A 23,939-nucleotide genomic window follows, 5' to 3' on the forward strand; every position below is an offset into this window, starting at 1 on the left:
GTACACGAGTCATGACCGTACGAGCCGCCGTCCTGCCCGCCGTCGGAGCCCCGCTGGAGATCACCGGCATCGACCTGCCCGACCCGGGCCCCGGGCAGGTCCGGGTCCGCCTCGCCGCCGCCGGTGTCTGCCACTCCGACCTGTCCCTGTCCAACGGCACCATGCGCGTACCGGTCCCGGCCGTCCTCGGCCACGAGGGCGCCGGTACGGTCGTGGCCGTCGGAGAGGGTGTCACGCACGTCGCCGAAGGAGACCCGGTCGTCCTCAACTGGGCCCCGTCCTGCGGGAGTTGCCACGCCTGTGCGCTCGGCGAGGTCTGGCTGTGCGCGAACGCCCTCAACGGCGCCGCCGAGGTCTACGCCCGCACCACCGGCGGCACCGACCTGCACCCCGGCCTCAACGTGGCCGCGTTCGCCGAGGAGACGGTCGTCTCCGCGTCCTGCGTGCTGCCGCTTCCGGAGGGGGTGCCGCTGGTGGACGCCGCCCTCCTCGGCTGCGCCGTCCTCACCGGCTACGGCGCCGTCCACCACTCGGCGAAGGTCCGCCAGGGCGAGACCGTGGCCGTGTTCGGCGTGGGCGGAGTCGGCCTCGCCACCCTCCAGTCGGCCCGGATAGCGGGCGCCTCCCGGATCGTCGCGGTCGACGTCTCCCCGGAGAAGGAGGAGCTGGCCAGAGCGGCCGGTGCCACGGACTACGTCCTGGCCTCCGACACGACCGCCCGCGAGATCCGCGCCCTGACCGGCAAACAGGGCGTCGACGTCTCCGTGGAGTGCGTGGGCCGCGCGGTGTCGATCCGCGCGGCCTGGGACGCCACCCGCCGGGGTGGCCGTACGACGGTCGTGGGCATCGGCGGCAAGGACCAGGAGGTCACCTTCAACGCCCTGGAGATCTTCCACTGGGGCCGCACCCTGTCCGGCTGCGTCTACGGCAACACCGACCCGGCCCGCGACCTGCCCGTGCTCGCCGAGCACGTGCGGGAGGGCCGCCTGGACCTCTCCGCGCTCGTCACCGAGCGGATCGCCCTGGAGGGTATCCCGGCCGCCTTCGAGAACATGCTCGCGGGCAAGGGCGGCCGGGCGCTGGTGGTGTTCTGACGCAGGTGGTGTTCTGACGGCGGTCGACCGGTGCCGGGTCTTCCGGCGCCTCAGGTGACCTTCTCGGGTCGCGGCTCCTCACCGGCCGCGACCCGGACCGTACGGCCGCCGCGTGCCCGGGACCGGGACACCGCCACGCCCGCGAGACACAGCACACCGCCGGCCAGCGTGAGCACCCCCGGCACCTCGCCGAGCAGCAGCCAGGACATCAGCACCACCAGCGCGGGCACGGCGTAGGTCGTCGCGCCCATCCGGCTCGCGGTAGTGCGGGCCAGGGCGTAGGCCCAGGTCGTGAAGGCGAGCGCGGTCGGAAAGACGCCCAGGTAGACCATGTTCAGGGTGGCCGGCACGGGTGCGTGGGCGACCTCGTGCGCCAACTGCCCGGCGAACGGCAGACAGCCCACGGTGCCGGCCAGACACCCGAACGTCGTCACCTGCAGGGCACTCGCGTGCCCCAGGGCCGGCTTCTGCGCGACGACACCGGCGGCGTACGCCACCGCGGCGAGCAGGCACAGCACCACACCGAGCACGGAGGATCCGCCCCCGCCCGACATCGACAGGCCGACGGTCACCGCGCCCGCGAACGACACGGCCATCCCGGCCAGCAGCCCCGGTGGCATCGGGTCACCGAGCAGCCGGGCGCCGAGCAGGGCGATCAGCAACGGGCCGACGTTCACGACGAGGGCCGCGGTGCCGGCGTCCACCTGCTGTTCGCCCCAGTTCAGGACGACCATGTAGAACCCGAACCACAGCACCCCGGACAGCAGGATCCCGCGCCAGGCGGCCCTGGGCGGCAGCCCTTCCCGGCGTATGGCCCAGATGACTCCCAGGGCGACGGTGCCCGACACCAGCCGGCCCAGGGCCAGCGCACCGGGCGAGTACTCGTGCCCCGCACTCCGGATCGCCACGAAGGCCGACGCCCACAGGACGACGGCGACGACGGCTGCGGCGGCGGGCAGCAGGTGGTGACGTGGGGCGGCGTTCATCATGCTCCAGAGGTGAGGCAGGGACGGTGTCCTTGCCGGCCGGGTATCGGACAGTGCACCGGTGCCGGGTGCCGGGTGCCGGGGCTGGGCGGGGGCGGACCGCCTGGTGCGGCCACGGCGGCCGCGGGGCCTCGAAGGGGCGCCGGGGAACCGCGCGACCGGCCGGCCACGGGCCCGCACCCGGCAGACGACGAAATCCCCACCCCCGTAGCCGGATCTCACCGCAGCGAACCCGGCGAGATACCCAACAGCGCCGCCAACTCCCGCTCCCCCGACGGAGTCACCCTCACGGCCCGCGCCGAGCCGATCCGCTCGCACCACCCCGCATCCAGCGCGTGCCGGCACAGCGCGGCCCCCGCCGCCCCCGCGAGGTGCGGGCGCCGCTCGGTCCAGTCGAGGCACGCACGGGCCAGCGGCCGTCTGCTCGAGACATCGAGGGGAATACCCGCCGTGGCGAACCACTCCACCCCCGCATCCGTGAGCGCGAACCCCGTGTCCTGCCGCAGCAGCCCGCGCAGGGTCAGCGCCTCCGTGACCGCGATTCCGAGCCGCCCGGCGAGATGGTCGTAACAGGTACGGCCCCGCGCCATCGCGGCCCCGGCGCTCGACTCCCGCAGCGAACGTGGCCGTACCGCCGCCGCGGGCACACGCACCTGCGCGGCGAGATCCTCGACGAGCCCCGCCACGCGCGCGTCGGCCAGCCGGACATACCGGTGCCGCCCCTGCCGTTCCTCCGCGAGCAGCCCGCCGGCCACCAGCTTGCCCAGATGCTCGCTGAGCGTCGACGCGGCGACCCCGGCATGCCGGGCCAGCTCGCCGGCGGTCCAGGCCCGCCCGTCGAGCAGCGCCAGCAGACACGCGGCCCGTGTCTCGTCGGCGACCAGCGCCGCCAGCGAGGCGAGGCCGGCCGCCAGGGGGTCCTTGGTGGTCATGCGGCCAGCATGCGGCACCGACACTTCGGTGCCCACCGAATTGTTCTCACACGCTCTGCCGCACCTGCTCGTACTGCTGCGCCAGCCCGTCCAGCAGTGCCGTCAGCCCCGTCTCGAAGGCCCGTTCGTCGATCTTCTCCTGCTGCTCGGCGAGCAGGTGGGCCTGGCCGAGGTGGGGATAGTCGGCGGGGTCGTACGCGCTCGCGTCGTCCACGAAGCCGCCGGCGAAGGAGCCGAGCGCGGAGCCCATGATGAAGTACCGCATCAGCGCGCCGATGGAGGTCGCCTGGGCCGGCGGCCAGCCCGCGTCGACCATCGCGCCGTACACGGCGTCGGCCAGTCGCAGTGCGGCCGGGCGCCGCCCCGGGCCCCTGGCCAGCACCGGGACGATGTTCGGGTGGTCGCGCAGGGCGGCCCGGTAGGAGACGGCCCAGTCGTGCAGCGCGGTCCGCCACTCGCGGCCGTCCTCGAACATCGACAGGTCCACCAGGCCGCTCACCGAGTCGGCGACCGCCTCCAGGATCTCGTCCTTGGTGCGGAAGTGGTTGTAGAGCGAGGGTCCGCTCACCCCCAGTTCGGCGGCGAGCCGGCGGGTGGAGACGGCCGCCAGTCCCTCCCGGTCCACGAGTTCCCGGGCCGTCTCGACGATCCGGTCGGTGCTGAGGAGGGGCTTGCGCGGTCGGGCCATGGCGCACATAGTAGGGCTGCGACCGGAAACTAGCAGTGCTAATTTAAATGTACGGCTTTCAAGATCTGCCGTAGCTGTCTCTTCTGTGGGGTGATCGCGTGGTGAACCTGGAGCTGAGCGAGGAGCAGGCCGCCGTACGGCAGCTCGCCCGGGACTTCGTGGAGCGCGAGATCGCCCCCCACGTGATCGCCTGGGACCGCGCCGAAGAGGTCGACCGGGGCATCGTGAAGAAGCTCGGCGAGGTCGGTTTCCTCGGGCTGACCATCGACGAGGAGTACGGCGGCTCCGGCGGCGACCACCTCGCGTACTGCCTGGTGACGGAGGAACTGGGCCGCGGGGACTCGTCCGTCCGCGGCATCGTCTCCGTCTCCCTCGGTCTCGTCGCCAAGACCGTCGCCGCCTGGGGTGACGAGGAGCAGAAGCGGCGCTGGCTGCCGGGGCTGACCGCGGGCGAGTACGTCGGCTGCTTCGGCCTCACCGAGCCCGGCACCGGCTCCGACGCGGGCAACCTCACCACCCGTGCCGTACGCGACGGCGACGACTACGTCGTCAACGGCACCAAGATGTTCATCACGAACGGCACATGGGCGGACGTCGTCCTGCTCTTCGCGCGCTCCACCGACGCCCCCGGCCACAAGGGGGTGTCCGCCTTCCTCGTGCCCACCGACACCCCCGGCCTGACCCGCCGCACCGTCCACGGCAAGCTCGGCCTGCGCGGCCAGGCCACCGCCGAACTCGTGCTGGAGGACGTCCGGGTGCCGGCCTCGGCGCTGCTGGGGGACGAGGGAAGGGGCTTCTCGGTGGCCATGTCCGCACTGGCCAAGGGGCGGATGTCGGTGGCCGCGGGCTGCGTCGGCATCGCCCAGGCCGCCCTGGACGCGGCCGTGCGGTACGCCGGTGAGCGCGAGCAGTTCGGCAAGCCGATCGCCCGTCACCAGCTGGTGCAGGAGCTGATCAGCGACATCGCCGTCGACGTGGACGCCGCCCGGCTGCTCACCTGGCGGGTCGCCGACCTGATCGACCGCGGGCGGCCGTTCGCCGTCGAGTCCTCCAAGGCCAAGCTCTTCGCCTCCGAGGCGGCCGTCCGCGCCGCCAACAACGCCCTCCAGGTCTTCGGCGGCTACGGCTACATCGACGAGTACCCGGCCGGCAAACTCCTGCGCGACGCCCGTGTGATGACCCTCTACGAGGGCACCAGCCAGATCCAGAAGCTGCTCATAGGGCGTTCCCTCACCGGGGTCTCGGCCTTCTGAGGACGCGTCCGGCTGAGTACGCGTCTGAGTACTTCGGCGGATGTGGCGCGAGCCACATCCGCCGAAGCTCTCTGCCATGAGTGACACACCGGTCAAGCAGCAGAGTACGGCCGCCTTCTACGGCCAGGCCGTCGCCTCGTTCGCGGTCGCCATGGCGGCCACCGCCATCGGTATCTTCCGGCTGAACGCCGACGCCTGGGTGCGGGCCTTCCTGGCCGTCGCCGTCCTCTACCTCGTCACCTCCGCCTTCACCCTCGCCAAGGTCGTCCGCGACCGCCAGGAGGCCGGTCAGATCGTCAGCCGTGTCGACCAGGCACGCCTGGAGAAGCTGCTGGCCGAACACGACCCCTTCGAAAAGCTCTGAGCCGCCGCACTAAGCGCTCGCTCACCGTCGGCGGTATGGTGGTGCTCCTGTCATCGAGAGGGGCGAGCGAGCGATGAGTACGGCGGAGGAGACGACCGGCGGCGAAGTGGAGCCGTGGGAAGAGGTCACCCCTGACGCGGCCCGGCGGCTGCTCGTCGCCGCCGTGGAGGCCTTCGCCGAGCGCGGCTACCACGCGACGACGACCCGAGACATCGCGGGCCGCGCCGGAATGAGCCCGGCCGCGCTCTACATCCACTACAAGACCAAGGAAGAGCTGCTCCACCGGATCAGCCGGATCGGCCACGACAAGGCCCTCGACATCCTGCGCACGGCTTCGCGGCGGGAAGGCACCGCGGCCGAGCGGCTGGCCGACGCGGTCAGCTCCTTCGTCCGCTGGCACGCGGGCCGGCGCACCACCGCACGGGTCGTGCAGTACGAACTCGACGCGCTCGGCCCCGAGGCCCGCGCCGAGATCGTCGCGCTGCGCCGCCAGGTCGACGCCGAGGTGCGCGGGATCATCGAGGACGGCGTGGCCTCGGGCGAGTTCGACGTGCTGGACGTCCACGGCACCACGCTCGCCGTGCTGTCGCTGTGCATCGACGTGGCCCGGTGGTTCACCGTGAACGGCCCGCGCACCCCGGAGGAGGTCGGCGCGCTCTACGCCGACCTGGTCCTGCGGATGGTGGGCGCGAAGTAGCCGCCCGCCCGTCCGTCCGGCCTACACGTAGTACCGGGCCACCGACTCCGCGACGCACACCGGCTTGTCGCCGCCCTCGCGCTCCACGGTGAAGGCGACCGTCATCTGGACACCACCGGTGACGTCCTCGACGCCGGTGATCTTCCCGGTGGCGCGCAGCCGGGAGCCGACGGGGACGGGGGAGGGGAAGCGGACCTTGTTCGTGCCGTAGTTCACGCCCATCTTCACGCCCTCGACCCGGATCAGCTGCGGGCCGAAGAGCGGGAGCAGGGACAGGGTCAGGTAACCGTGCGCGATGGTGGTCCCGAACGGCCCCGCGGCGGCCTTCTCCGGGTCCACGTGGATCCACTGGTGGTCGCCGGTGGCCTCGGCGAACAGGTCGATGCGCTTCTGGTCGACCTCCAGCCAGTCGGTGTACCCCAGCTGCTCACCGACGGCCGCCCGCAGCTCGTCGGGGGAGGTGAAGGTCCTTGGTTCTGTCATGTTCCCGGCCTCTCGCTCGCATCTCTAAGCGACTGCTTAGCATGGCCGGGTGAGGGGCGCCTGTCAACGGACCGCGGCCGGTGCCGGGCCGCTAGGCTCTGAGGAGTGCCGCAGATTCCCGAGAAGATCCCTGAACTGACCGTCGGCCAGTTGTCCGCGCGCAGCGGCGCCGCCGTCTCCGCGTTGCACTTCTACGAGTCCAAGGGCCTGATCAGCAGCCGCCGCACGTCCGGCAACCAGCGCCGCTACAGCCGCGACACCCTGCGCCGGGTCGCCTTCGTCCGCGCGGCACAGCGGGTCGGCATCCCGCTGGCCACGATCCGGGACGCCCTGGCGGAGCTTCCCGAGGAGCGGACGCCGAACCGGGAGGACTGGGCGCGGTTGTCGGAGAAGTGGCGTTCGGAGCTCGACGAACGCATCAAGCAGCTGAACCGTCTGCGCGACCACTTGACCGACTGCATCGGCTGCGGATGCCTGTCCATGGAGAACTGCGTCCTGTCCAACCCGGACGACGTGTTCGGCGAACGGCTGACGGGGTCGCGCCTGCTGGCGGAGGGGCGCTGAAAGCCGGCCACGGGGCCCACGCGACGGGGCCCCGTACCGACAGGGCCCCACGCGCCTGGGCAACTGCGGCACCGTCGCCCTACTCGTACTCGGTGCCACCCTTCCGCGTCAGGTACGCCGGGCTGACCGCCTTGGCGATCGCCCGGCCCCCGGTCACCGCGCTGTACCGCTCGGCCACGGGACGGATCACCACTCCCTCCCGCAGGTGCAGCCCCCGCCCGGACACCGACTCGCGCCCGCTCGCGCACTCCAGCACCCGGTCGATGTCGTACGGCCCCGTGTACAGCCGGGGCACCACCGGCAGTTCGCCCTCCAGCGACTCCGCCGCGTCCAGCCACCGTACGGCGCCGTCCACCTCCGCCGAGACGTCGAACGCCGCGTACCCGAGCGTGTCCCGCCGCCCGTCCGCGCCGTAGGAGAGGTCCTGCACCCCCGCGCCGTACACCTCGCCGAAGATCCCGACCCGTCGCGCGCCCAGCCGCTCGCACAGCCGTGCCGCCGCCTCGGCGACCCCGTGCCCGCGCACCGCCCGCCAGTAGAGGTTGCGCGGATCCTCCCGCAGCGCCAGGGACTTGGCGCCGAAGCCCTTGGAGGACACGTACACCCGTCCCTCGTCGGCGACATACGTCAGCAGGCATGCCGAACCGTGCAGTTTCTCCGTCAGGACGACCGGCTCGCCCGGCGTGAAGATGTCCGGGTAGCGCTGGACGTTCTCGATGTCGACCCAGGGCAGCAGGTCCGGCGCCGACTCCACCTCGCCGTTCATGGTCGGCGGGATCGGCGGCACCCACTTGGTGATGCCCAGCCGCTCGGCGAAGTCCGTCCCCTCGGCCGCCGCCCTCGGCAGGTCGACGTCCGCCAGTTCCTTCGGGCGGCACACGATGCCCTGCGACAGCTCGCCGCGCAACCGTACCGCCTTGACCCGGTTGGCCTCGCCGCCCGCGAGCCGTCCGGTCAGCCCCAGCTCCTCGATCAGCCCGGGCGGGAGCACGGACTGCTCGGGGATGTAGACGGCGGCCTCACCGGTGCGGTACGCACCCTTGGCGACGACGGCCCGGTACAGGCCGACCTGGGCCAGCTCGAGCGCGTCGGCGTTCGGATGCTCGTGGACGGTCAGCACTTCGGCGGTGACCCGCAGGGTGGACATGGGACTCCCCGTGTTCATCGGTTCGGTTTCATCGCCTCCACTGTCCGCACGGGAATCGGCTGGAGCGAGCGGATTTGAGGGTGCTAACGTCGGCGCCTTCGGCCGCCGTCACCGTCGTGCACGCGGTGGCGACGCGAGCCGCTCCCAAGCACACGCCGCCGGCACCCGGACGGCGTCGGCGGGGGACGGAACCAGACCTGCGCCGCGATCCCGTGCACGATGCCCCCTGCTCGCCCGGCACGCGCCCGCCCGCGGGCGCGGGGGAAGCGACCCGGCGACACGTGCCGAGCCGCTCGGCCTGCCCTACGGCGACCGCTGGAACGACCCGTACTGGACCAGCCCCTCCGCGACCAGCTGAGCGTTGCCGTCCGCACGCCCGCCGTCCGGCAGCCACAGGGTGTCCTCCAGGCCGATCCGGGTGGCCAGGCCCAGCCGTCCGGCCAGCCGCAGCACCGGCCAGGTGCCGCCCTCCTCGCCGTGCAGCAGCACCGGCCGGTCGTGGGCGCTACCCAGTTCGGCCAGCAGGACCCGCGCCGATGCCTCGGCGGTCGCCGGGTCCGGGTCGGTCACCTCGGCCAGTACCCGCAGCACTCTCGGCCCGAGCGGCGAGGCCGCGAACCGGGCCGCACCGTCGGTGCCGGACCAGATGCCCGCCTCGACGCCCACGCCCCGCGCGAGCAGCTGCTCGGCGACCTCTTCGGCACCCGGCTCATGCCAGTCGACCGAGGCGAAGTCGGGCAGCACGGACCAGCCGCGCACCCGGGCGAGCCGTGCCGTCGGGTCGGGCTCGGCCCAGGCACCGGTGGTCACCCCGACCGGTACGGACACCCGGGACCGGATCGCCCCCAGGGCCGGCGCGAGGACGCGCGGGGAGAGGCTGTCGTGTCCGCACGGCGTCTTCGGGTGGACATGGACCGAGGTGGCCCCGGCCGTCACGGCGTCGGCCGCGGACCGGGCCAGGTCCTGCGGCGACAGCGGCACGCTCACGCCGTCCGCCGCGGAACGGCTCCCGTTCAGACACACCTGCACCATGCCTCGATGGTGCCGGTTCCCACGGACAACGGCCCCGCGGCGCCGCACAGCAGGGGGTGCGGCATCCCCTACGCACCCCCCAGAACACCCCCCGTTGAAACCACCGCTCAGGCCGACATCAGCAGCCGCCCCCGCCTTGCGAACTCCAGTGCCTGCGGGGTGAGAACCGGTCGCGGCACGAGGATGCCGCAGTCCGTGCAGACCGGGCCGGACGACGGCTCGTGGTCCAGGCCGTACCGCCAGACCAGGCGGTCGGCGCCGCACACCGGGCAGCCCGCGCCCGGTTGCCGCTCCAGCGCGGCGATCAGCCGGCGCAGCACCTCCGCCAGCGGCTCGGCGGGGTGGATCCGCGGGTCGTCGCACCAGGCGACCCCGAAGCCGCCCCAGGTCAGCCGGTGCCAGTCGTCCACGCTGCCCGGCCTGCGCAGCCCGTCGTGCTTCTCCTTCCTGCGCCGCTCGGTGAACTCGGTCTCGTAGGCGAGCCAGACACAGCGGGCCTCCTCCAGTTCCTCCAGTGCGGCCACGAGCCGCACCGGGTCGGGGGAGCGGTCCTCGGGGCCGAAGCCCGCCCGGGAGCACAGATGGTCCCAGGTCGCCCGATGCCCGTAAGGGGCGAACTTCTCAAGGCACTTGCGCAGCGAGTACCGCCGCAGTGCCAGATCGCAGTCCGGATCGCGTACCTGTCTCGCCAGACTCCGGAAACCGGCCATCGCCCTGCACCTCCGTCACACCTGCACCTGTACTTCGGTCACTTCGGCGTCATCGCACGGACGTCGCCGAATAGACGTATCGACAGGCGATTCGGCTCCATCTCTTCTCGTGATTCCGCTTGCGCACTACGGAAAGTGACGCTTGCTCATCTTCAAACCTGGGGATACCGGCGGTAACCTTCGGCCACCCCTGTCGCTAGGAGCTGCCATGCCACGGCGAACCCCACGTACCGCCCTTGACAGACTGAGAACGTCCCGCCGCCTCACCGGGTTCCTGAAGTCCGCGTCGATATGCGTGCTCGTCGCCGGACTTCTCTCCCCCCTCACCCAGACGCCGGCCGCCGCGGACGCCGCTGCCTCGAACGACTACTGCGGCGGCCAGTGTTCGGACATCCTGCCGCCCGGCGAGAACGGCAACGCGACCCTCGCGCAGATCCTGCTCAACCAGGCCTTCGGCACCCAGCCGTCGCATGCCGAGGACCAGCTCGGCCCGTACGCGAACCTCGCGAGCGGCTACTCGGGCCTGACCGACGCCAAGATCAACAACTTCTTCGACGACTCCTCCTTCGGCGTGCCGTCCGACCAGGTCGCCTCCACCGAGAAGCCGGGCGGGCGCGGCGACGTGACGATCGTCCGGGACAAGAAGACCGGTGTGCCGCACATCACCGGTACCACCCGGTACGGCACCGAGTACGGCGCCGGCTACGCGGCGGCCGAGGACCGGCTGTGGCTGATGGACGTCTTCCGGCACGTCGGCCGCGGCCAGCTGACCTCATTCGCCGGCGGCGCCGCCGCCAACCAGGGCCTGGAGCAGGAGTTCTACCGCAACGCGCCCTACACCGAGGCCGACCTCCAGGCGCAGATCGACAACGCCGTGGCGAAGAACGGCGCCCGCGGTCAGCAGGCCCTCGCCGACGTCAAGGCCTACCTCGACGGCATCAACGCCTACATCGACGCCTCCGACAGTGGACGTTACTTCCCCGGCGAGTACGACCTGACCGGCCACAAGGACCCGATCACCAACGCCGGCACCATCGGGCACTTCAAGGTCACCGACCTCGTGGCGCTGGCCTCCGTGATCGGTTCGCTGTTCGGTGCCGGGGGAGGCGGCGAGGTCAACAACGCCCTCTCGCTGATCGCCGCGCAGTCCAAGTACGGCGTCGAGGAGGGCACCAAGGTCTGGGAGTCCTTCCGTGAGCGCAACGACCCCGAGGCCGTCCTGACCGTCCACGACGGCGAGAGCTTCCCGTACGCCGCCGAACCCGCCGACGCCAGGGGCGAGGCCCTGCCCGACGCCGGCTCGGTCACCCAGGAACCGCTGGTCTACGACCGTACGGGCAGCGCGGCCACCACCGCCGCCGAGAGCACCTCCGCCAACGCCGCGAAGACCACGCTCAGCTCGGCCAGGCGCGGTATGTCCAACGCGCTCGTGGTCAGCGGCAAGCACACCGCCAGTGGCCACCCGATCGCCGTCTTCGGACCGCAGACCGGCTACTTCGCCCCGCAACTGCTCATGCTGCAGGAGATCCAGGGGCCCGGCATCAGCGCGCGCGGCGCCTCCTTCGCCGGTCTGGGCATGTACGTCGAACTCGGCCGCGGTCAGGACTACTCCTGGAGCGCGACCACCTCCGGCCAGGACATCATCGACACCTACGCCGTCGAACTGTGCCAGGACGACTACCACTACCTGTACCACGGCACCTGTACGGCCATGGACAAGATCGAGCAGAAGAACACCTGGTCACCGACCACGGCCGACGGCACGCCGGCGGGGTCGTACACGATGCGGGTCTGGCGGACGAAGTACGGCCCGGTGGAGTACCGCGCGACCGTCGGCGGCAAGAAGGTCGCCTACACCTCGCTGCGCTCCTCCTACCTGCACGAGGCCGACTCGATCATCGGCTTCCAGATGCTGAACGACCCCGGCTACGTCAAGGGCCCGAAGGACTTCCAGAGCGCGGCCCAGCACATCAACTACACCTTCAACTGGTTCTACGCCGACTCCCAGCACACCGCGTACTACAACAGCGGCGACAACCCGGTCCGGGCCGACGGGGTCGCCGCCGACTTCCCGGCCTGGGCCCAGCCGGCGTACGAGTGGCGGAACTGGGACCCGGCGACCAACACGGCCGACTACACCCCGGCCTCGGCCCACCCCAACTCCGTCGACCAGGACTACTACGTCTCCTGGAACAACAAGCAGGCCAAGGACTACGCGGCAGCCGGCTGGGCCGACGGCTCCGTGCACCGCGGAAACCTGCTCGACGACCGGGTGAGGAAGCTGGTCGCGGCCGGCGGGGTGACCCGCACCAAGCTGGTGCAGGCCATGGCGGACGCGGCCCTCGCCGACCTGCGCGCCGAGGACGTGCTGCCCAAGCTGCTCAGGGTGATCAACTCCTCGCCGGTGACCGACTCCACGGCCGCCGACGCGGTGAGCAAGCTGCAGGCATGGGTGACCGCGGGCGCCAAGCGCACGGAGACCTCCGCCGGTTCCAAGGCCTACGCCGACGCCGACGCGATCCGCATCCTGGACGCCTGGTGGCCGCTGCTGGTCAGGGCGGAGTTCGAACCGGGCCTCGGCACCGACCTGTACACCGCCTTCACGGGCAACGCGCCCATCGACGAGACCCCTTCCGCCGGACACGGCCCGACCGGCTCGCACGCCGGAAGCGCCTTCCAGTACGGCTGGTGGAGCTATGTCGACAAGGACATCCGGTCGGTGCTCGGTGAGAGCGTGCGGGGCGGGCTCGCCGAGAAGTACTGCGGCGGCGGCAGTCTCGGCGCCTGCCGGGACACCCTGATCGGCACCCTCAAGCAGGCGGCCGGGACGACCGCCGCCCAGGTCTACCCGGGCGACGACCAGTGCTCGGCCGGTGACCAGTGGTGCGCCGACTCCATCGTCCAGCGCACCCTGGGCGGCATCAAGCACGGCAGGATCAGCTGGCAGAACCGGCCGACGTTCCAGCAGGTGGTGGAGTACACCTCACACCGGTAGGCCGACGGCGGTTGGCGGCGGGTCAGGTGACACGGCCCGCCGCCAGCACCAGCCGCGCCAGTTCGGGGTGCAGGATGTCGCTGTGCGCCCCGGTCGGGGGACCCCCGCGCCGGACCACGGCCGCCGCGTCGACGTTCACGCACCCCGCCGCCGGCAGCGGTCCTGCGAGGGCCGCCGCGAGGTCCAGCCGGGCGGTCCCCGGCACCGCCTGCACCCCGTCATGGCCCAGCGCGCCCCATCGCGGGCCCAGCACGGCCGCGATCTCGCTGCCCGCACACGAGCGGTCGTCCCCGGACAGCCGGGAGGCCAGCGGATAGAACGTGCCGAGGGCCGAGTCGAGGTGCGAGTAGCAGCACACCAGCGGACCGTCGATCCGCCGCTGCCGGTCCCTGAGCGCGCCCGCCTGGCCCGGGTCCTGCGGCAGCCCGTCCGCGAACGCGTAGTGCGAGAAGGCACCCTGGAGGAGGGTCACGGACTTCACCGCGCGTACGTCGCCGGGCAGCCCGCGCAGCGCGAACGACACCAGCCGCCCGCCGAAGCTGTGCCCGGCCAGATGCACCCGCACCCCGGGTGCCGCGTGCGCCAACTGGCCGATCACCGGCCCGAGTCCGTGCTCGCCGATCGTCCCGGCACGCCGCTTCATCGTGTAGTACGCCGCCTGCCGCAGCAGCTCCTTGGCGCCGTCCCAGGGGTTCGGGATGCTGAAACCGGCCGGTGCGCCGGGTGACCGGACCGCGGCGAGGGCGTCGGCGAACGCGTCGCAGGCCGTCGCCGGGTCCCCGGTGAACACGGCCGGCTCGCCCTCCTCGCCGGTGTCGGCCACCCCGGGCGGCTCCGCGTCCACCAGCAGCCGCACCAGCCGCCCGAACTCCGTCAACCCCGCGGCACCGCCCGGCCGTTCGTCCAGCATCCGGGCCAGCTGGTCGATCACGGACGCGCGGCCCGGGAAGGTCTCCAGCAGTGCGCGCCGGGTGTCCTTGTCCAGCGCCGGGCCCGGTGCCGTCTCCGCCGCCACGGCCGCCGACGACTTCGGGAAGTCCGGGATCGGCTCGTCGCTGAACCGCATCGACGGCCAGATCACGCCCACGTAGCCGAGGCGGGCCCGTGGGGCCAGCGCCGGGATCGGCGCGTAGAAACGGCGGTACAGCGCGGTCGCGCCCGAGCGGTCGTCGTTCCAGCCGTGCGCGAAGACGATCAGGTCACGGACTCCGTGCTCCGTGACCTGCGCCACCAGACGGTCGCGTTCGGGGCCCGCCACGTCCCCGTCCGCGTCGAAGGTCAGCTCCCAGTAGGGAGTCACGCTCATCCCAGGATCCGCCATGTCAGGCTCCCTCGTCCCCCCTGAAACGATGCGTCGCGGACGTATCGTCCTGCTCCGGGGCAGAGTTGGCCATACACCGCGCCTCACTTGTACAGGAGATATTCCTTTCGGGTCCGCCGGAACGCGGCCAGCTCCTCCTGCCAGGCACCGGTCACCTCGTCGGTGCCCGCTCCCGCGTCGATCATCGTGCGCACCCGCGCGGAACCGGTGAGCTTGTCGATCCAGTTGTCCGCGCGCCACGCGAAGCCGCTCCAGACCTTCCTGACGGTCACCAGCAGCGCGACACCGGTGCGTACGGGGTCGTAGGCGGCCCGGTCGTGGACATGGATCTGCACTCCGCCGACCGTCCTGCCCTGGAACTTGGAGAAGGTGGGCGCGAAGTACGCCTCCCTGAACCGCACCCCGGGCAGCCCGAGCCCGTTCGCGGCGGCGGCCCAGCGGCCGTCGATGCCCTCGGCGCCGAGCAGTTCGAAGGGTCTGGTCGTGCCCCGGCCCTCGGAGACGTTGGTGCCCTCGAACATGCAGGTGCCCGAGTAGACGAGGGCCGTGTCCGGGGTCGGCATGTTCGGACTCGGCGGGACCCAGGGCAGTCCGGAGGCGTCGTAGAACTGCGTCCGTTTCCAGCCGCTCATCAGTACGGTGTCCAGCGCGACCGGCTTGCCCAGGAACCGCCCGTTGAACAGCCGTGCCAGCTCCGCCACGGTCATTCCGTGCGCCTGCGCGATGGGCCGGCGGCCGACGAAGGTGGCGAACTCCTCGTGCAGGACCGGGCCTTGGGCGTCCCGTCCGGTGACCGGGTTCGGGCGGTCCAGGACGACGAAGCGTTTGCCGGCGAGCTGGGCGGCCTCCATGCAGTCGTAGAGCGTCCAGATGTACGTGTAGAAGCGGGCGCCGACGTCCTGGATGTCGAAGACGACCGTGTCGACGCCGGCGCTGGTGAAGATGTCGGCGAGGGGCTTCCCGCTCTTCAGGTAGGTGTCGTAGACGGGCAGTCCTGTCGCCGGGTCGTTGTAGCGGCCCTCGGAGCCGCCGGCTTGCGCGGTGCCCCTGAAGCCGTGTTCGGGGCCGAAGACCGCCGTCAGCCTGACGCGGGGGTCCCGGTGCATCACGTCGACGATGTGGGCGGTGTCCCCGGTGATGCCGGTGGGGTTGGTGACGATGCCGACGCGCTGGCCGCTGAGCACCGGGTAACCGTCGGCTGCGAGCCTTTCGAAGCCGGTGCGGAGTGGTGGGCGGTGATGGGGTGCGCGCGGGGCGGCTGCCAGCGTGGCGGATGCGAGTAGGTTCCGTCGGGACAGGTGCATAGGGGTGGCCTCCGTCGTGTCGAGGTGCACGCCGTCTGTGGTTGCTCGCGCAGTTCCGCGCGCTCCTTGAGGTTGGTGCAGCCGCCCTTCCTTTTACACATACCGACTGGTTAGTCTGGCCCGGATCAGAGCCGATGCGCGCCGCGCGAAGTCGTGTCGAAGGAGACCGATGGTGGAAGCCGTGCAGGATGCGGGAGTGGTCGTCACCGGGGCCGGCGGTGGGATCGGGGCCGCGTTGGCCCGGCGGTTCGCCGCCGCGGGGGCCCGGGTGGTCGTGAACGACCTGGATGGCGAGAAGGCCAAGGCGGTGGCCGGGGAGATCGGCGGGATCGCCGTGCCGGGCGACGCCTCCGCGATCGTCGGCGACGCCCGGGACGCGCTCGGCGGCACCGTCGACGTCTACTGTGCCAACGCCGGTGTCGCCTTCGAGGACGGCGGCGCGGGCGGGCCGCTCGACGAGAGGTCCTGGGCGGTGTCCTGGGACGTGAACGTCATGGCGCATGTCCGCGCGGCACACGAGCTGCTGCCCGGGTGGCTGGAGCGGGGCGCCGGGCGGTTCGTGTCCACGGTGTCGGCCGCCGGGCTCCTCACCATGATCGGCGCCCCCTCCTACAGCGTCACCAAGCACGGCGCCTACGCCTTCGCCGAGTGGCTGTCGCTGACGTACCGCCACCGGGGTCTGAAGGTGCACGCCGTCTGTCCGCAGGGCGTGCGGACGGACATGCTGGCCGCGACCGGCAGCGCCGGGGACCTGGTGCTCCATCCGACCGCGATCGAGCCGGAGGCCGTCGCCGACGCCCTGTTCCGGGGCATCGAGGAGGACCGCTTCCTGATCCTGCCGCACCCCGAGGTGGCCGAGTACTACCAGGCGCGGGCCACCGAGCCGGATCGCTGGCTGAGCGGCATGAACCACCTCCAGCGCAAGTGGGAGGAGGGCCGGTGAGCGCCTCCCGGTACGCGGACCGGCCCTGGCTGGCCCTGCTCGACGACGTCCAGCGCGCTCCGGTGGACCCCGCCGGCTCCGTCGTGCACGCCCTGCGGGCCGCCGTCGCCGAGGCGCCCGACCGTGCCTTCCTCGCCTACTTCGACGCCCGGCTCAGCTACCGCGAGGTGGACGAACTGACCGACTCCGTCGCCGGCCACCTCGCCGCGCGCGGGCTGGAGCGCGGTGACCGGGTGGCCGTGCTGCTGCAGAACTCCCCGCACTTCGTCCTCGCGGTCCTCGGCGCCTGGAAGGCCGGCGCGACCGTCGTCCCGGTCAACCCCATGTACAAGTCGGGCGAGGTCGGGCACGTCCTGCGGGACGGCGACGTGGCCGCGCTGGTCTGCTCCGACCGGGCCTGGGAGTCGTATCTGCGCACCACGGCCGCCGACTCGCCCGTGCGGGTCGTCCTCACCGCCTGCGAGCGGGACTTCCAGACGCGCGACGACACGCGCGTGCTCGGTTTCGAGCGGCTGCCCCAGGCGCCGGACGCCGACGACCTCGTGGCCGTCGCCCGGCAGGGCGCAAAGGCACCCGAGGGCCGCGACCCGCGCCCGGACGACATCGCGCTGATCAGCTACACCTCGGGTACGAGCGGCACCCCCAAGGGCGCCACCAACCTGCACGGCAACATCATGCACAACGCCGAGCGGCAGCGGACCGGGCTCGCGCTGCCCGAGGCGCCGGTCTACTACGCGCTCGCCCCGCTGTTCCACATCACCGGCATGGTGTGCCAGTTCGCCGCCTGCCTGAACAGCGCGGGCACTCTGGTGCTCGCCTACCGCTTCGAGCCCGGACTCGTCCTGGAGGCCTTCGCCGAGCACCACCCGCACTACACGGTCGGCCCGTCCACCGCCTACATGGCGCTCGCGGCCCACCCCGACGCCACCGCGGAGCACTTCACCTCCTTCGTGAACCTGTCCTCCGGCGGCGCGCCCGTGCCGCCCGCCCTGGTGGAGGGGTTCCGCGAGCGCTTCGGGCCGTACATCCGCGTCGGCTACGGCCTCACCGAGTGCTCCGGCCCCTGCGCCGCCGTCCCGCCCGGCCTGGAGGCCCCCGTGGACCCCGTCTCCGGGACCCTGTCGGTGGGCCTGCCCGGCGCCGACACGCTCGTCAGGATCGTGGACGAGGAGGGCGCGGAGGTGCCCTTCGGGGAGCAGGGCGAGATCGTCGTACGCGGGCCCCAGGTCATCCCCGGCTACTGGCGGCGCCCGGACGCCACCGCCGAGACCTTCCCGGACGGCGAGCTGCGCACCGGCGACATCGGCTTCATGGACGCACACGGCTGGCTGTACGTCGTCGACCGCAAGAAGGACATGATCAACGCGTCCGGCTTCAAGGTGTGGCCCCGCGAGGTCGAGGACGTGCTGTACACCCACCCGGCGGTGCGCGAGGCGGCCGTCGTGGGCGTCCCCGACGGCTATCGTGGCGAGACCGTCAAGGCCTATATCAGCCTGCGTCCGGGCGCCGAGGCGGCCCCGGACGAACTCGCGGTGTACTGCAAGGAGAGACTGGCCGCGTACAAGTACCCGCGCCAGGTGGAGATCCTGCCCGACCTGCCCAAGACGGCGAGTGGGAAGATCCTCCGTCGGGAACTGCGTTCCCGGGCGCACGACAACAGCAACGCCGGTCAGTAGGCGACGAGGAAAGGCAGGTGGCGGCAGTGCCCAGGACGACGGACGGAGACGGGACGCCCGTTCCGCAGCGGCTGCTGGCCGCCGCCACCCGGCTCTTCGCCGAGCGGGGATACGACCGCACCTCCGTGCAGGAGATCGTGGAGGCGGCCGGCGTCACCAAGGGGGCGCTGTACCACTACTTCGGCTCCAAGGACGACCTCCTGCACGAGGTGTACGCGCGCGTGCTGCGCATCCAGCAGGAGCGGCTGGACCACTTCGCCGGCATGGACGCGCCGGTGGAGCAGCGGCTCAGAGGCGCGGCGGCGGACGTGGTCGTCACGACGATCGAGAACCTCGACGACGCGATGATCTTCTTCCGGTCCATGCACCATCTGAGCCCGGAGAAGAACAAGCAGGTCCGCGCGGAGCGCCGGCGCTACCACGAACGGTTCCGCGCGCTCATCGAGGAGGGCCAGAAGGAGGGCGTCTTCTCCACGGCGACGCCGGCCGACCTGGTGGTGGACTACCACTTCGGCTCCGTCCACCACCTGTCCACCTGGTACCGCCCCGACGGCCCCCTCACCCCCCAGCAGGTCGCCGACCACCTCGCCGACCTGCTGCTGCGGGCGCTGCGTCCGTAGCACGGGCGCCGTGCGGCCGGAGCCGCTTGCGGGGATCAGCCGATGATCTCCTTGAAGAACAGCACGGCCGAGGCCGCCGCGCCGCCGCCGACGCTGACCGCGACCGGCCACGCGTTGCCCGCCAGGGCCGCGAGGACGGTGGCGCCGGCGCCGGCCAGCGCGGCGAGCAGGAACACGATGGCGGCGCGCTGGGTGAGGAGCGGCCCGCTCCCGCCGGGCCGCGTGCGGTCACGCTGGGGCACCCTCGGACTCCTCACCTGATGTCGTGGGCCGCGGCGCCCACCGGTTCCGGGGCCTGTGGGTTCACGCCGTCCCGGTCCGAGAGCCGCCACGGATCCTGCGCGGGACGGACGAGCGTGAAGTCGATCCGGCCGTCCGCGTGCGCACGGACGCCGTGCACCGCCGGTTCGGGCAGGCTGTTGTAGTGGAACGGCGTCGAGAAGTAGTAGGCGCCGGTGTCCGGGACGACGACCAGGTCGCCCGGGCGGAGCAGGGGCAGCGCGCGGTCACGCGCCAGCAGGTCGCCGGCGAAGCAGGCCGGACCCGCGACGTCCTGGCGCACGGGACGGTCCCGCCTGACCCTGCCCTGCCCGTCGTACGCCTCGATCCGCAGCGGCCAGGCGTCGGGGTTGAACACGGTCCGGGTGGCGACCTGAACGCCCGCGTGGGTGATCGCGATCGGGCGGCCCCCGGCGGCCTTGGTGTACTCGACGTACGCGGCCAGGAAGCCGTTCTTGGCGAGGAGCGAGCGGCCGAACTCGGTGACGACCTGGTACCTGCCCCCGAAGAGACCCGGGGCGTGGGCCCGCAACTGCTCCACGTACGTCGCGAACGTGGGCGTGACCTCGTCGTCGGCGAAATTGACAGGGAGCCCGCCGCCGATGTCGATGCCCGCGACCCGGCCCGGGCCGAAGGCCGCCTCGACCTGGCCGGCGAACTCCACCGCCTGCGCCACCCCGCGGGCCATGAGATCCAGGGGGCAGCCCTGGGACCCGGTGTGCGTGTGCACCCAGGTCAGCCACGGATACGCGCCGAACGCCCGCATCAGCCGTTCCCGGTTGCCCGGGTCGGTCAGCGGGACGCCGAACTTCGAGGTGCTGGTGGCCGTGCTCATCGCGGCGATGGCGCCGCCGCCGACCTGGCAGTTGACGCGCACCCCGATCCGCGACGTCGAGGCGCGCCGCGCGAGGATCCCCCCGATCCGCTCCAGTTCCTGGAAGTTGTCCGCGTTGACGGACACCCCGTGGGCCAGGGCCCGCTCCAGCTCCGCCCGGGTCTTGGCGGGAGCGTCGAAGACGATCCGGTCGGCGGGGAAGCCGGCCTCCAGCGCCCGGGCCAGCTCGCCCGCGGTCGCGACCTCGCAGCCCATGCGGAGCCCTGCCAGCTCCCGGAGCACCGGCACGAGGCAGTTGGCCTTCGCGGCGAACGTGTGCAGGACGCCCGGCAGTTCGGGCGGGCCGGGAAAGGCGTCGCGCAGGGCCCCGACCGTGGCCTCGACCCCGTCGAGGTCGACGAAGGCGGCCAGCAGGGCCCCTTCCGGGTCCAGCAGTCCCTGGCGTACGGCCTCCTGCAGGATGCGTTCACGCCGTGCGGCGGCGTGGGTCACAGCGGTCATGGCGAGCCTTCCGGGGTCGGGATCGTAAGGCCCGGGCGCGTGGTCCCCGGGCGCATCCCCAGACTGGCCGCCGCGCCACCCGGCCGTCTTCGTCGATTCGGCACAGGCACCCCGCCCATGACGGTGACGGGCGGCACCGACGCACCGGGTGGGCCGCGCCGTTGTGGGCGCCGACGACAACGGCGCCCCCCGTTGGTGCGGACGGACGAACGGCGGACCGGCCAGCCGTCCCGTCACGGTCCTGCCGGTGGCCCCGGTGTCGCCACGTCGTGCTCCGCCACGCGCAGTTGCAGTTGTGCCAGCAGGCGCGCGTCCGGGTCGTCGAGGTCGAGCCCGCAGACCTTGGTGATCCGGCTCAGCCGGTAGCGCAGGCTGTTGGGGTGCAGCGAGAGGCTGCGGGCGGCGGCGGACACGTCACCGAAGTGGTCCAGGTAGGCCCGCAGGGTCTGCACGAGGCTTCCGCCCTGCTCGGCGTCGGACGCGGCCAGCCGCTCCACCGACGTCCCCGGCGGCAGCCGTACGTCCCGCAGCGCCTCGACCACCTGCAGAATGCCGATCCTGTCCGCCACGTCCTCGACCCGGGCCACCGTGCGGGGGTCTCCCGGGCCGGTGAGGGCCCGGAGGACCAGCTCGGCGTCCCGGCGAGACCTGGCCGCCGCGGCCGGCGACGGGACCGCCTCGCCCAGTCCGACCCGCACCTGCCGGCCCGTCGCGGCCGACAGCTGTGCGGCCAGCGACGTGCCGAGTTTCGTCACCTGTTCACGGGCGGCCAGCGGATCCCGCGCCAGCGCGCCCACCAGGACCAGTGCCCGACCGCCCGCCGGCACGACCACCACCCGGTGACCGAGCGCGGTGCAGTGCAGGCTGAGCAGGCCGTACATGCGTGACGGCTCCTCGAACGGCGCCGACTGCGGGTCAGGCGCGCCGAGACCCACCGCCAGCACGGCGCAGGGCTCCTGCGCCGGCAGCGCCATGCGCTCGGCGAGCAGTTCGGCGGATCCACGCTCCTCCAGCAGCGCACGCGCGGCGTCCTCCACCAGACGGCTGTCGGCGCCGCGCGTGCGGTGGTGGAGCAGGTGGGCGGCCGCCGCCCGGGACGCCGCCCGCAGGGCCTCCGCCGCGTTCGGGGCCAGGGGCCGGCCGGCGACCGCGGCCACCCAGACGGACCCCAGCACCTCGCCGCCCGCCCGCACGGCGCACACCAGGCGCTCCGGGTCGTCCCCCTGGGCCCGCCGGTGCAGGACGTCGTCCGTGGTCCACAGTGCGCGGAACAGCCCCGCCTCCCGCATGGCGGCCACCCGCCAGGGCGGCACGCGCCGCCCCAGGATGGTCAGCCGGCGCATCTCGTCCACGTTCTCCTCGGTCGACGAGTGCGCGAGGACCCGGGACTCGGTGTCCTCGATGGTCACCGAGCCGCCCACCAGGGCGGCCACCGCATCGGCCAGCCCGTCGAGGTCGCCGAGGGCCGGTCCGGGCGCCCCGGGCACGGGCGGCGCCCCCACCGAGGCCAGCCCGGCCCGCAGCACGCCGACCAACTGGTCCCAGGGGCACCAGCGGGTACGGAACAGCACCGCCGTACCGGCCTCTTCGGCGGCCGTCCGCAGCGCGGCGGCGGCCCTGCCGGTGCGCTCGGTGCGCTCGGAACCGAACACCACTCCGACGGCTCCCGCCGCGCCGGCCGGGCGCACGACGTCCAGTGCCTGCGCCGATCCGGCGTCGATGCCGACGGCGAGTAACAACACCCCCCGTCCGATCTCGGGGTCCAGCGCGTCCAGCACGCCTACACCGCTGACGGGCACGTCCAGTCCGGCCGGTGCCGTGTCCAGCTCCAGGACCCCCGGGCCCACGACGGACAGCAACCGCTCCAAGGTCGCCCGGGGCTCCGTGGCCCTGCTCCACTCCGAGTGATCCCGCAGGTCCGCCACGCTTCGCCTCCTCGCGCCGCCGGCTGCCGTGCCGGTTCCGGAAGAGGTACGACATCACAGACCGGCCGTGCGCTCAACGGTGCACGCAGGACAGGGGGAAGGCGCGACGCGGGGGGCGGTACATGAGAAGGCGCGACGCGAGGGGAGGCAGAACACGGGAAGGCGCGACGTGGGGAGGCGGCACGCAGGGAGGCGCGACGTCGGGACGGTGTGGCAACACGGGAAGGCACCCGGCACCGTCCGTACGGAAGGTGCCGGGTGCACCGTGCTGGACGGCGCGGGCGGTCCGAGCCAGGCGGTCCGAGGCAGGCGGTCCGGGGCAGGGCCGCGGCGAGCCGGTGCGGCGGCGGGTGCCGCACCGGCCCCCGCTCACAGGTGCTTCTTCAGCTCGCGCCGCGCCAGCGACCGCTGGTGGACCTCGTCGGGGCCGTCGGCGAGCATCAGCGTGCGGGCGCTCGCGTACAGATCGGCCAGCGGGAAGTCCTGGCTCACCCCGCCCGCGCCGTGCAGCTGGATGGCCCGGTCGAGGATGCCGGCCACCGCACGCGGAGTGGCGATCTTGATGGCCTGGATCTCCGTGTGGGCACCCCTGTTGCCGACGGTGTCCATCAGCCAGGCCGTCTTCAGCACCAGCAGCCGCAGCTGCTCGACGGTGACCCGGGCGTCGGCGATCCAGTTCTGGACCACTCCCTGCTGGGCCAGCGCCTTGCCGAACGCGGTACGCGAGACCGCCCGGCGGCACATCAGCTCGATCGCCCGCTCGGCCATGCCGATCAGCCGCATGCAGTGGTGGATGCGGCCCGGGCCGAGCCGGGCCTGGGCGATGGCGAAGCCGCCGCCCTCCTCGCCGATCAGGTTCGTGACCGGCACGCGCGCGTGGTCGAAGACCACCTCGGCGTGGCCGCCGTGGGAGTGGTCCTCGTAGCCGAAGACCTGCATCGCGCGCTTGACGGTCACGCCCGGCGTGTCACGCGGCACCAGGACCATCGACTGCTGACGGCGGATGTCGGCGCCGTCCGGGTCCGTCTTGCCCATCACGATGAAGATCCTGCAGTCCGGGTTCATCGCGCCGGAGATGTACCACTTGCGGCCGGTGATGACGTAGTCGTCGCCGTCCCTCTCGATGTGCGTGGTGATGTTGGTGGCGTCCGAGGAGGCCACCTCCGGCTCGGTCATCGCGAACGCCGAGCGGATCTCGCCGGCCAGCAGCGGCTCCAGCCACTGCTTCTTCTGCTGCTCGTTGCCGAACTGCGCCAGCACCTCCATGTTCCCGGTGTCGGGCGCGGCGCAGTTCGTCGCGGTGGGCGCGAGATGCGGGGAACGGCCGGTGATCTCGGCCAGCGGCGCGTACTGGAGGTTCGTCAGCCCGGCACCGTACTCGGCGTCGGGGAGGAAGAGGTTCCACAGGCCCCGCCTGCGGGCCTCGGCCTTCAGTTCCCCGACCACGGCCGGGGTGTCCCACGGGGAGGCCAGCGCGGCCCGCTGCTCCTCCGCCACCGCCTCCGCCGGGTACACGTACTCGTCCATGAAGGCCAGCAGCCTGGCCCGGAGTTCCTCGGTGCGCGCGTCGAACGCGAAGTCCATGGCGGG

At 72.5% G+C, this 23,939-nt stretch carries 22 protein-coding genes; 9 read left to right on the plus strand and 13 right to left on the minus strand.

Annotated features, from left to right (window positions below; translation table 11 throughout):
* Positions 1-11: 11 nt before the first annotated feature.
* A complete protein-coding gene (locus ACZ7GZ_RS19435; protein ID WP_471025577.1) occupies positions 12-1,094 on the plus strand; it encodes a Zn-dependent alcohol dehydrogenase in 1,083 nt (360 codons plus the stop codon).
* A gap of 50 nt (positions 1,095-1,144) precedes the next feature.
* Here the strand turns inward: ACZ7GZ_RS19435 and ACZ7GZ_RS19440 are convergent, their stop codons facing one another.
* The 3 genes from ACZ7GZ_RS19440 to ACZ7GZ_RS19450 all read right to left on the minus strand — a co-directional run bounded on the left by ACZ7GZ_RS19440 (position 1,145) and on the right by ACZ7GZ_RS19450 (position 3,700).
* A complete protein-coding gene (locus ACZ7GZ_RS19440; RefSeq protein WP_471025579.1) occupies positions 1,145-2,083 on the minus strand; it encodes a DMT family transporter in 939 nt (312 codons plus the stop codon).
* A 215-nt stretch (positions 2,084-2,298) separates the two neighbouring features.
* Positions 2,299-3,012, minus strand: coding sequence for an ArsR/SmtB family transcription factor (locus ACZ7GZ_RS19445; RefSeq protein ID WP_471025582.1), 714 nt, complete (start codon positions 3,010-3,012; stop codon positions 2,299-2,301).
* Positions 3,013-3,058: 46 nt separating this feature from the next.
* Positions 3,059-3,700, minus strand: coding sequence for a TetR/AcrR family transcriptional regulator (locus ACZ7GZ_RS19450; RefSeq protein WP_471025585.1), 642 nt, complete (start codon positions 3,698-3,700; stop codon positions 3,059-3,061).
* A gap of 101 nt (positions 3,701-3,801) precedes the next feature.
* On the opposite strand from ACZ7GZ_RS19450, the gene ACZ7GZ_RS19455 reads away from it, so the two are divergent.
* The 3 genes from ACZ7GZ_RS19455 (at position 3,802) to ACZ7GZ_RS19465 (ending at position 6,014) form a co-directional block, all read left to right on the plus strand.
* Complete coding sequence (locus ACZ7GZ_RS19455) at positions 3,802-4,953, plus strand: acyl-CoA dehydrogenase family protein (protein WP_471025713.1); 1,152 nt, start codon at positions 3,802-3,804, stop codon at positions 4,951-4,953.
* Positions 4,954-5,029: 76 nt separating this feature from the next.
* A complete protein-coding gene (locus tag ACZ7GZ_RS19460; RefSeq protein ID WP_471025588.1) occupies positions 5,030-5,317 on the plus strand; it encodes a YiaA/YiaB family inner membrane protein in 288 nt (95 codons plus the stop codon).
* A 73-nt stretch (positions 5,318-5,390) separates the two neighbouring features.
* Complete coding sequence (locus ACZ7GZ_RS19465; RefSeq protein ID WP_471025590.1) at positions 5,391-6,014, plus strand: TetR/AcrR family transcriptional regulator; 624 nt, start codon at positions 5,391-5,393, stop codon at positions 6,012-6,014.
* Positions 6,015-6,035: 21 nt separating this feature from the next.
* On the opposite strand, the gene ACZ7GZ_RS19470 is transcribed toward ACZ7GZ_RS19465, so the two are convergent.
* On the minus strand, positions 6,036-6,497 hold the full coding sequence (locus tag ACZ7GZ_RS19470) for a MaoC family dehydratase (RefSeq protein WP_471025593.1): 462 nt from the start codon (positions 6,495-6,497) through the stop codon (positions 6,036-6,038).
* Between the two features lie 105 nt (positions 6,498-6,602).
* On the opposite strand from ACZ7GZ_RS19470, the gene soxR reads away from it, so the two are divergent.
* Positions 6,603-7,061, plus strand: a complete 459-nt coding sequence (gene soxR, locus ACZ7GZ_RS19475; RefSeq protein WP_471025595.1) for a redox-sensitive transcriptional activator SoxR — start codon at positions 6,603-6,605, stop codon at positions 7,059-7,061.
* Between the two features lie 79 nt (positions 7,062-7,140).
* Here the strand turns inward: soxR and ACZ7GZ_RS19480 are convergent, their stop codons facing one another.
* From ACZ7GZ_RS19480 to ACZ7GZ_RS19490, 3 genes are all read right to left on the minus strand, one after another.
* Positions 7,141-8,208: an RNA ligase (ATP) gene (locus ACZ7GZ_RS19480; protein ID WP_471025597.1), complete on the minus strand. Its 1,068-nt coding sequence runs from the start codon at positions 8,206-8,208 to the stop codon at positions 7,141-7,143.
* A 303-nt stretch (positions 8,209-8,511) separates the two neighbouring features.
* Complete coding sequence (locus ACZ7GZ_RS19485; protein WP_471025599.1) at positions 8,512-9,240, minus strand: 3-keto-5-aminohexanoate cleavage protein; 729 nt, start codon at positions 9,238-9,240, stop codon at positions 8,512-8,514.
* A gap of 107 nt (positions 9,241-9,347) precedes the next feature.
* Entirely contained in the window at positions 9,348-9,950 is a 603-nt protein-coding gene (locus ACZ7GZ_RS19490) for a hypothetical protein (RefSeq protein ID WP_471025601.1), read from the minus strand.
* 208 nt (positions 9,951-10,158) lie between these two features.
* Here ACZ7GZ_RS19490 and ACZ7GZ_RS19495 point away from each other — a divergent pair, with 208 nt between their 5' ends.
* Complete coding sequence (locus ACZ7GZ_RS19495) at positions 10,159-12,945, plus strand: penicillin acylase family protein (protein ID WP_471025603.1); 2,787 nt, start codon at positions 10,159-10,161, stop codon at positions 12,943-12,945.
* 22 nt (positions 12,946-12,967) lie between these two features.
* Here the strand turns inward: ACZ7GZ_RS19495 and ACZ7GZ_RS19500 are convergent, their stop codons facing one another.
* Positions 12,968-14,266 carry a serine-threonine protein kinase gene (locus ACZ7GZ_RS19500; protein WP_471025605.1) on the minus strand — a complete coding sequence of 433 codons (1,299 nt, stop codon included), beginning with the start codon at positions 14,264-14,266 and terminating at the stop codon, positions 12,968-12,970.
* Positions 14,267-14,349: 83 nt separating this feature from the next.
* Complete coding sequence (locus ACZ7GZ_RS19505; RefSeq protein ID WP_471025607.1) at positions 14,350-15,570, minus strand: exo-beta-N-acetylmuramidase NamZ family protein; 1,221 nt, start codon at positions 15,568-15,570, stop codon at positions 14,350-14,352.
* Positions 15,571-15,739: 169 nt separating this feature from the next.
* Here ACZ7GZ_RS19505 and ACZ7GZ_RS19510 point away from each other — a divergent pair, with 169 nt between their 5' ends.
* From ACZ7GZ_RS19510 to ACZ7GZ_RS19520, 3 genes are read left to right on the plus strand one after another with little or no spacing between them, the layout of a single operon-like run.
* Positions 15,740-16,513 (plus strand): SDR family oxidoreductase, encoded by a 774-nt coding sequence (locus ACZ7GZ_RS19510; protein WP_471025609.1) that lies wholly within the window; start codon positions 15,740-15,742, stop codon positions 16,511-16,513.
* Positions 16,510-18,189, plus strand: a complete 1,680-nt coding sequence (locus ACZ7GZ_RS19515) for a class I adenylate-forming enzyme family protein (protein ID WP_471025611.1) — start codon at positions 16,510-16,512, stop codon at positions 18,187-18,189. Before ACZ7GZ_RS19510 ends, ACZ7GZ_RS19515 begins: the two co-directional genes overlap by 4 nt.
* 26 nt (positions 18,190-18,215) lie before the next feature.
* Positions 18,216-18,809 (plus strand): TetR/AcrR family transcriptional regulator, encoded by a 594-nt coding sequence (locus ACZ7GZ_RS19520; RefSeq protein ID WP_471025613.1) that lies wholly within the window; start codon positions 18,216-18,218, stop codon positions 18,807-18,809.
* A gap of 35 nt (positions 18,810-18,844) precedes the next feature.
* Here the strand turns inward: ACZ7GZ_RS19520 and ACZ7GZ_RS19525 are convergent, their stop codons facing one another.
* From ACZ7GZ_RS19525 to ACZ7GZ_RS19540, 4 genes are all read right to left on the minus strand, one after another.
* Complete coding sequence (locus ACZ7GZ_RS19525; protein WP_471025616.1) at positions 18,845-19,051, minus strand: hypothetical protein; 207 nt, start codon at positions 19,049-19,051, stop codon at positions 18,845-18,847.
* 11 nt (positions 19,052-19,062) lie between these two features.
* Entirely contained in the window at positions 19,063-20,424 is a 1,362-nt protein-coding gene (locus ACZ7GZ_RS19530; RefSeq protein WP_471025619.1) for a type III PLP-dependent enzyme domain-containing protein, read from the minus strand.
* Between the two features lie 233 nt (positions 20,425-20,657).
* The gene (locus ACZ7GZ_RS19535; RefSeq protein ID WP_471025621.1) at positions 20,658-22,349 is read right to left on the minus strand and encodes a PucR family transcriptional regulator; all 1,692 of its coding nucleotides are present in this window, start codon (positions 22,347-22,349) and stop codon (positions 20,658-20,660) included.
* 369 nt (positions 22,350-22,718) lie between these two features.
* A complete protein-coding gene (locus tag ACZ7GZ_RS19540; RefSeq protein WP_471025624.1) occupies positions 22,719-23,933 on the minus strand; it encodes an acyl-CoA dehydrogenase family protein in 1,215 nt (404 codons plus the stop codon).
* Positions 23,934-23,939 lie beyond the last annotated feature (6 nt).

The sequence above is a fragment of the Streptomyces sp. NPDC037288 genome (assembly GCF_055603265.1).

Coding starts and splice junctions, on each gene's coding strand:
- ACZ7GZ_RS19465 (WP_471025590.1), top strand. CDS start 5,391: ATGAGTACGGCGGAGGAGACGACCGGCGGCGAAGTGGAGCCGTGGGAA.
- ACZ7GZ_RS19460 (WP_471025588.1), top strand. CDS start 5,030: ATGAGTGACACACCGGTCAAGCAGCAGAGTACGGCCGCCTTCTACGGC.
- ACZ7GZ_RS19485 (WP_471025599.1), bottom strand. CDS start 9,240: ATGGTGCAGGTGTGTCTGAACGGGAGCCGTTCCGCGGCGGACGGCGTG.
- ACZ7GZ_RS19435 (WP_471025577.1), top strand. CDS start 12: ATGACCGTACGAGCCGCCGTCCTGCCCGCCGTCGGAGCCCCGCTGGAG.
- ACZ7GZ_RS19500 (WP_471025605.1), bottom strand. CDS start 14,266: ATGGCGGATCCTGGGATGAGCGTGACTCCCTACTGGGAGCTGACCTTC.
- ACZ7GZ_RS19440 (WP_471025579.1), bottom strand. CDS start 2,083: ATGATGAACGCCGCCCCACGTCACCACCTGCTGCCCGCCGCCGCAGCC.
- ACZ7GZ_RS19505 (WP_471025607.1), bottom strand. CDS start 15,570: ATGCACCTGTCCCGACGGAACCTACTCGCATCCGCCACGCTGGCAGCC.
- ACZ7GZ_RS19450 (WP_471025585.1), bottom strand. CDS start 3,700: ATGGCCCGACCGCGCAAGCCCCTCCTCAGCACCGACCGGATCGTCGAG.
- ACZ7GZ_RS19530 (WP_471025619.1), bottom strand. CDS start 20,424: ATGACCGCTGTGACCCACGCCGCCGCACGGCGTGAACGCATCCTGCAG.
- ACZ7GZ_RS19490 (WP_471025601.1), bottom strand. CDS start 9,950: ATGGCCGGTTTCCGGAGTCTGGCGAGACAGGTACGCGATCCGGACTGC.
- ACZ7GZ_RS19495 (WP_471025603.1), top strand. CDS start 10,159: ATGCCACGGCGAACCCCACGTACCGCCCTTGACAGACTGAGAACGTCC.
- ACZ7GZ_RS19540 (WP_471025624.1), bottom strand. CDS start 23,933: ATGGACTTCGCGTTCGACGCGCGCACCGAGGAACTCCGGGCCAGGCTG.
- ACZ7GZ_RS19480 (WP_471025597.1), bottom strand. CDS start 8,208: ATGTCCACCCTGCGGGTCACCGCCGAAGTGCTGACCGTCCACGAGCAT.
- ACZ7GZ_RS19445 (WP_471025582.1), bottom strand. CDS start 3,012: ATGACCACCAAGGACCCCCTGGCGGCCGGCCTCGCCTCGCTGGCGGCG.
- ACZ7GZ_RS19510 (WP_471025609.1), top strand. CDS start 15,740: ATGGTGGAAGCCGTGCAGGATGCGGGAGTGGTCGTCACCGGGGCCGGC.
- ACZ7GZ_RS19470 (WP_471025593.1), bottom strand. CDS start 6,497: ATGACAGAACCAAGGACCTTCACCTCCCCCGACGAGCTGCGGGCGGCC.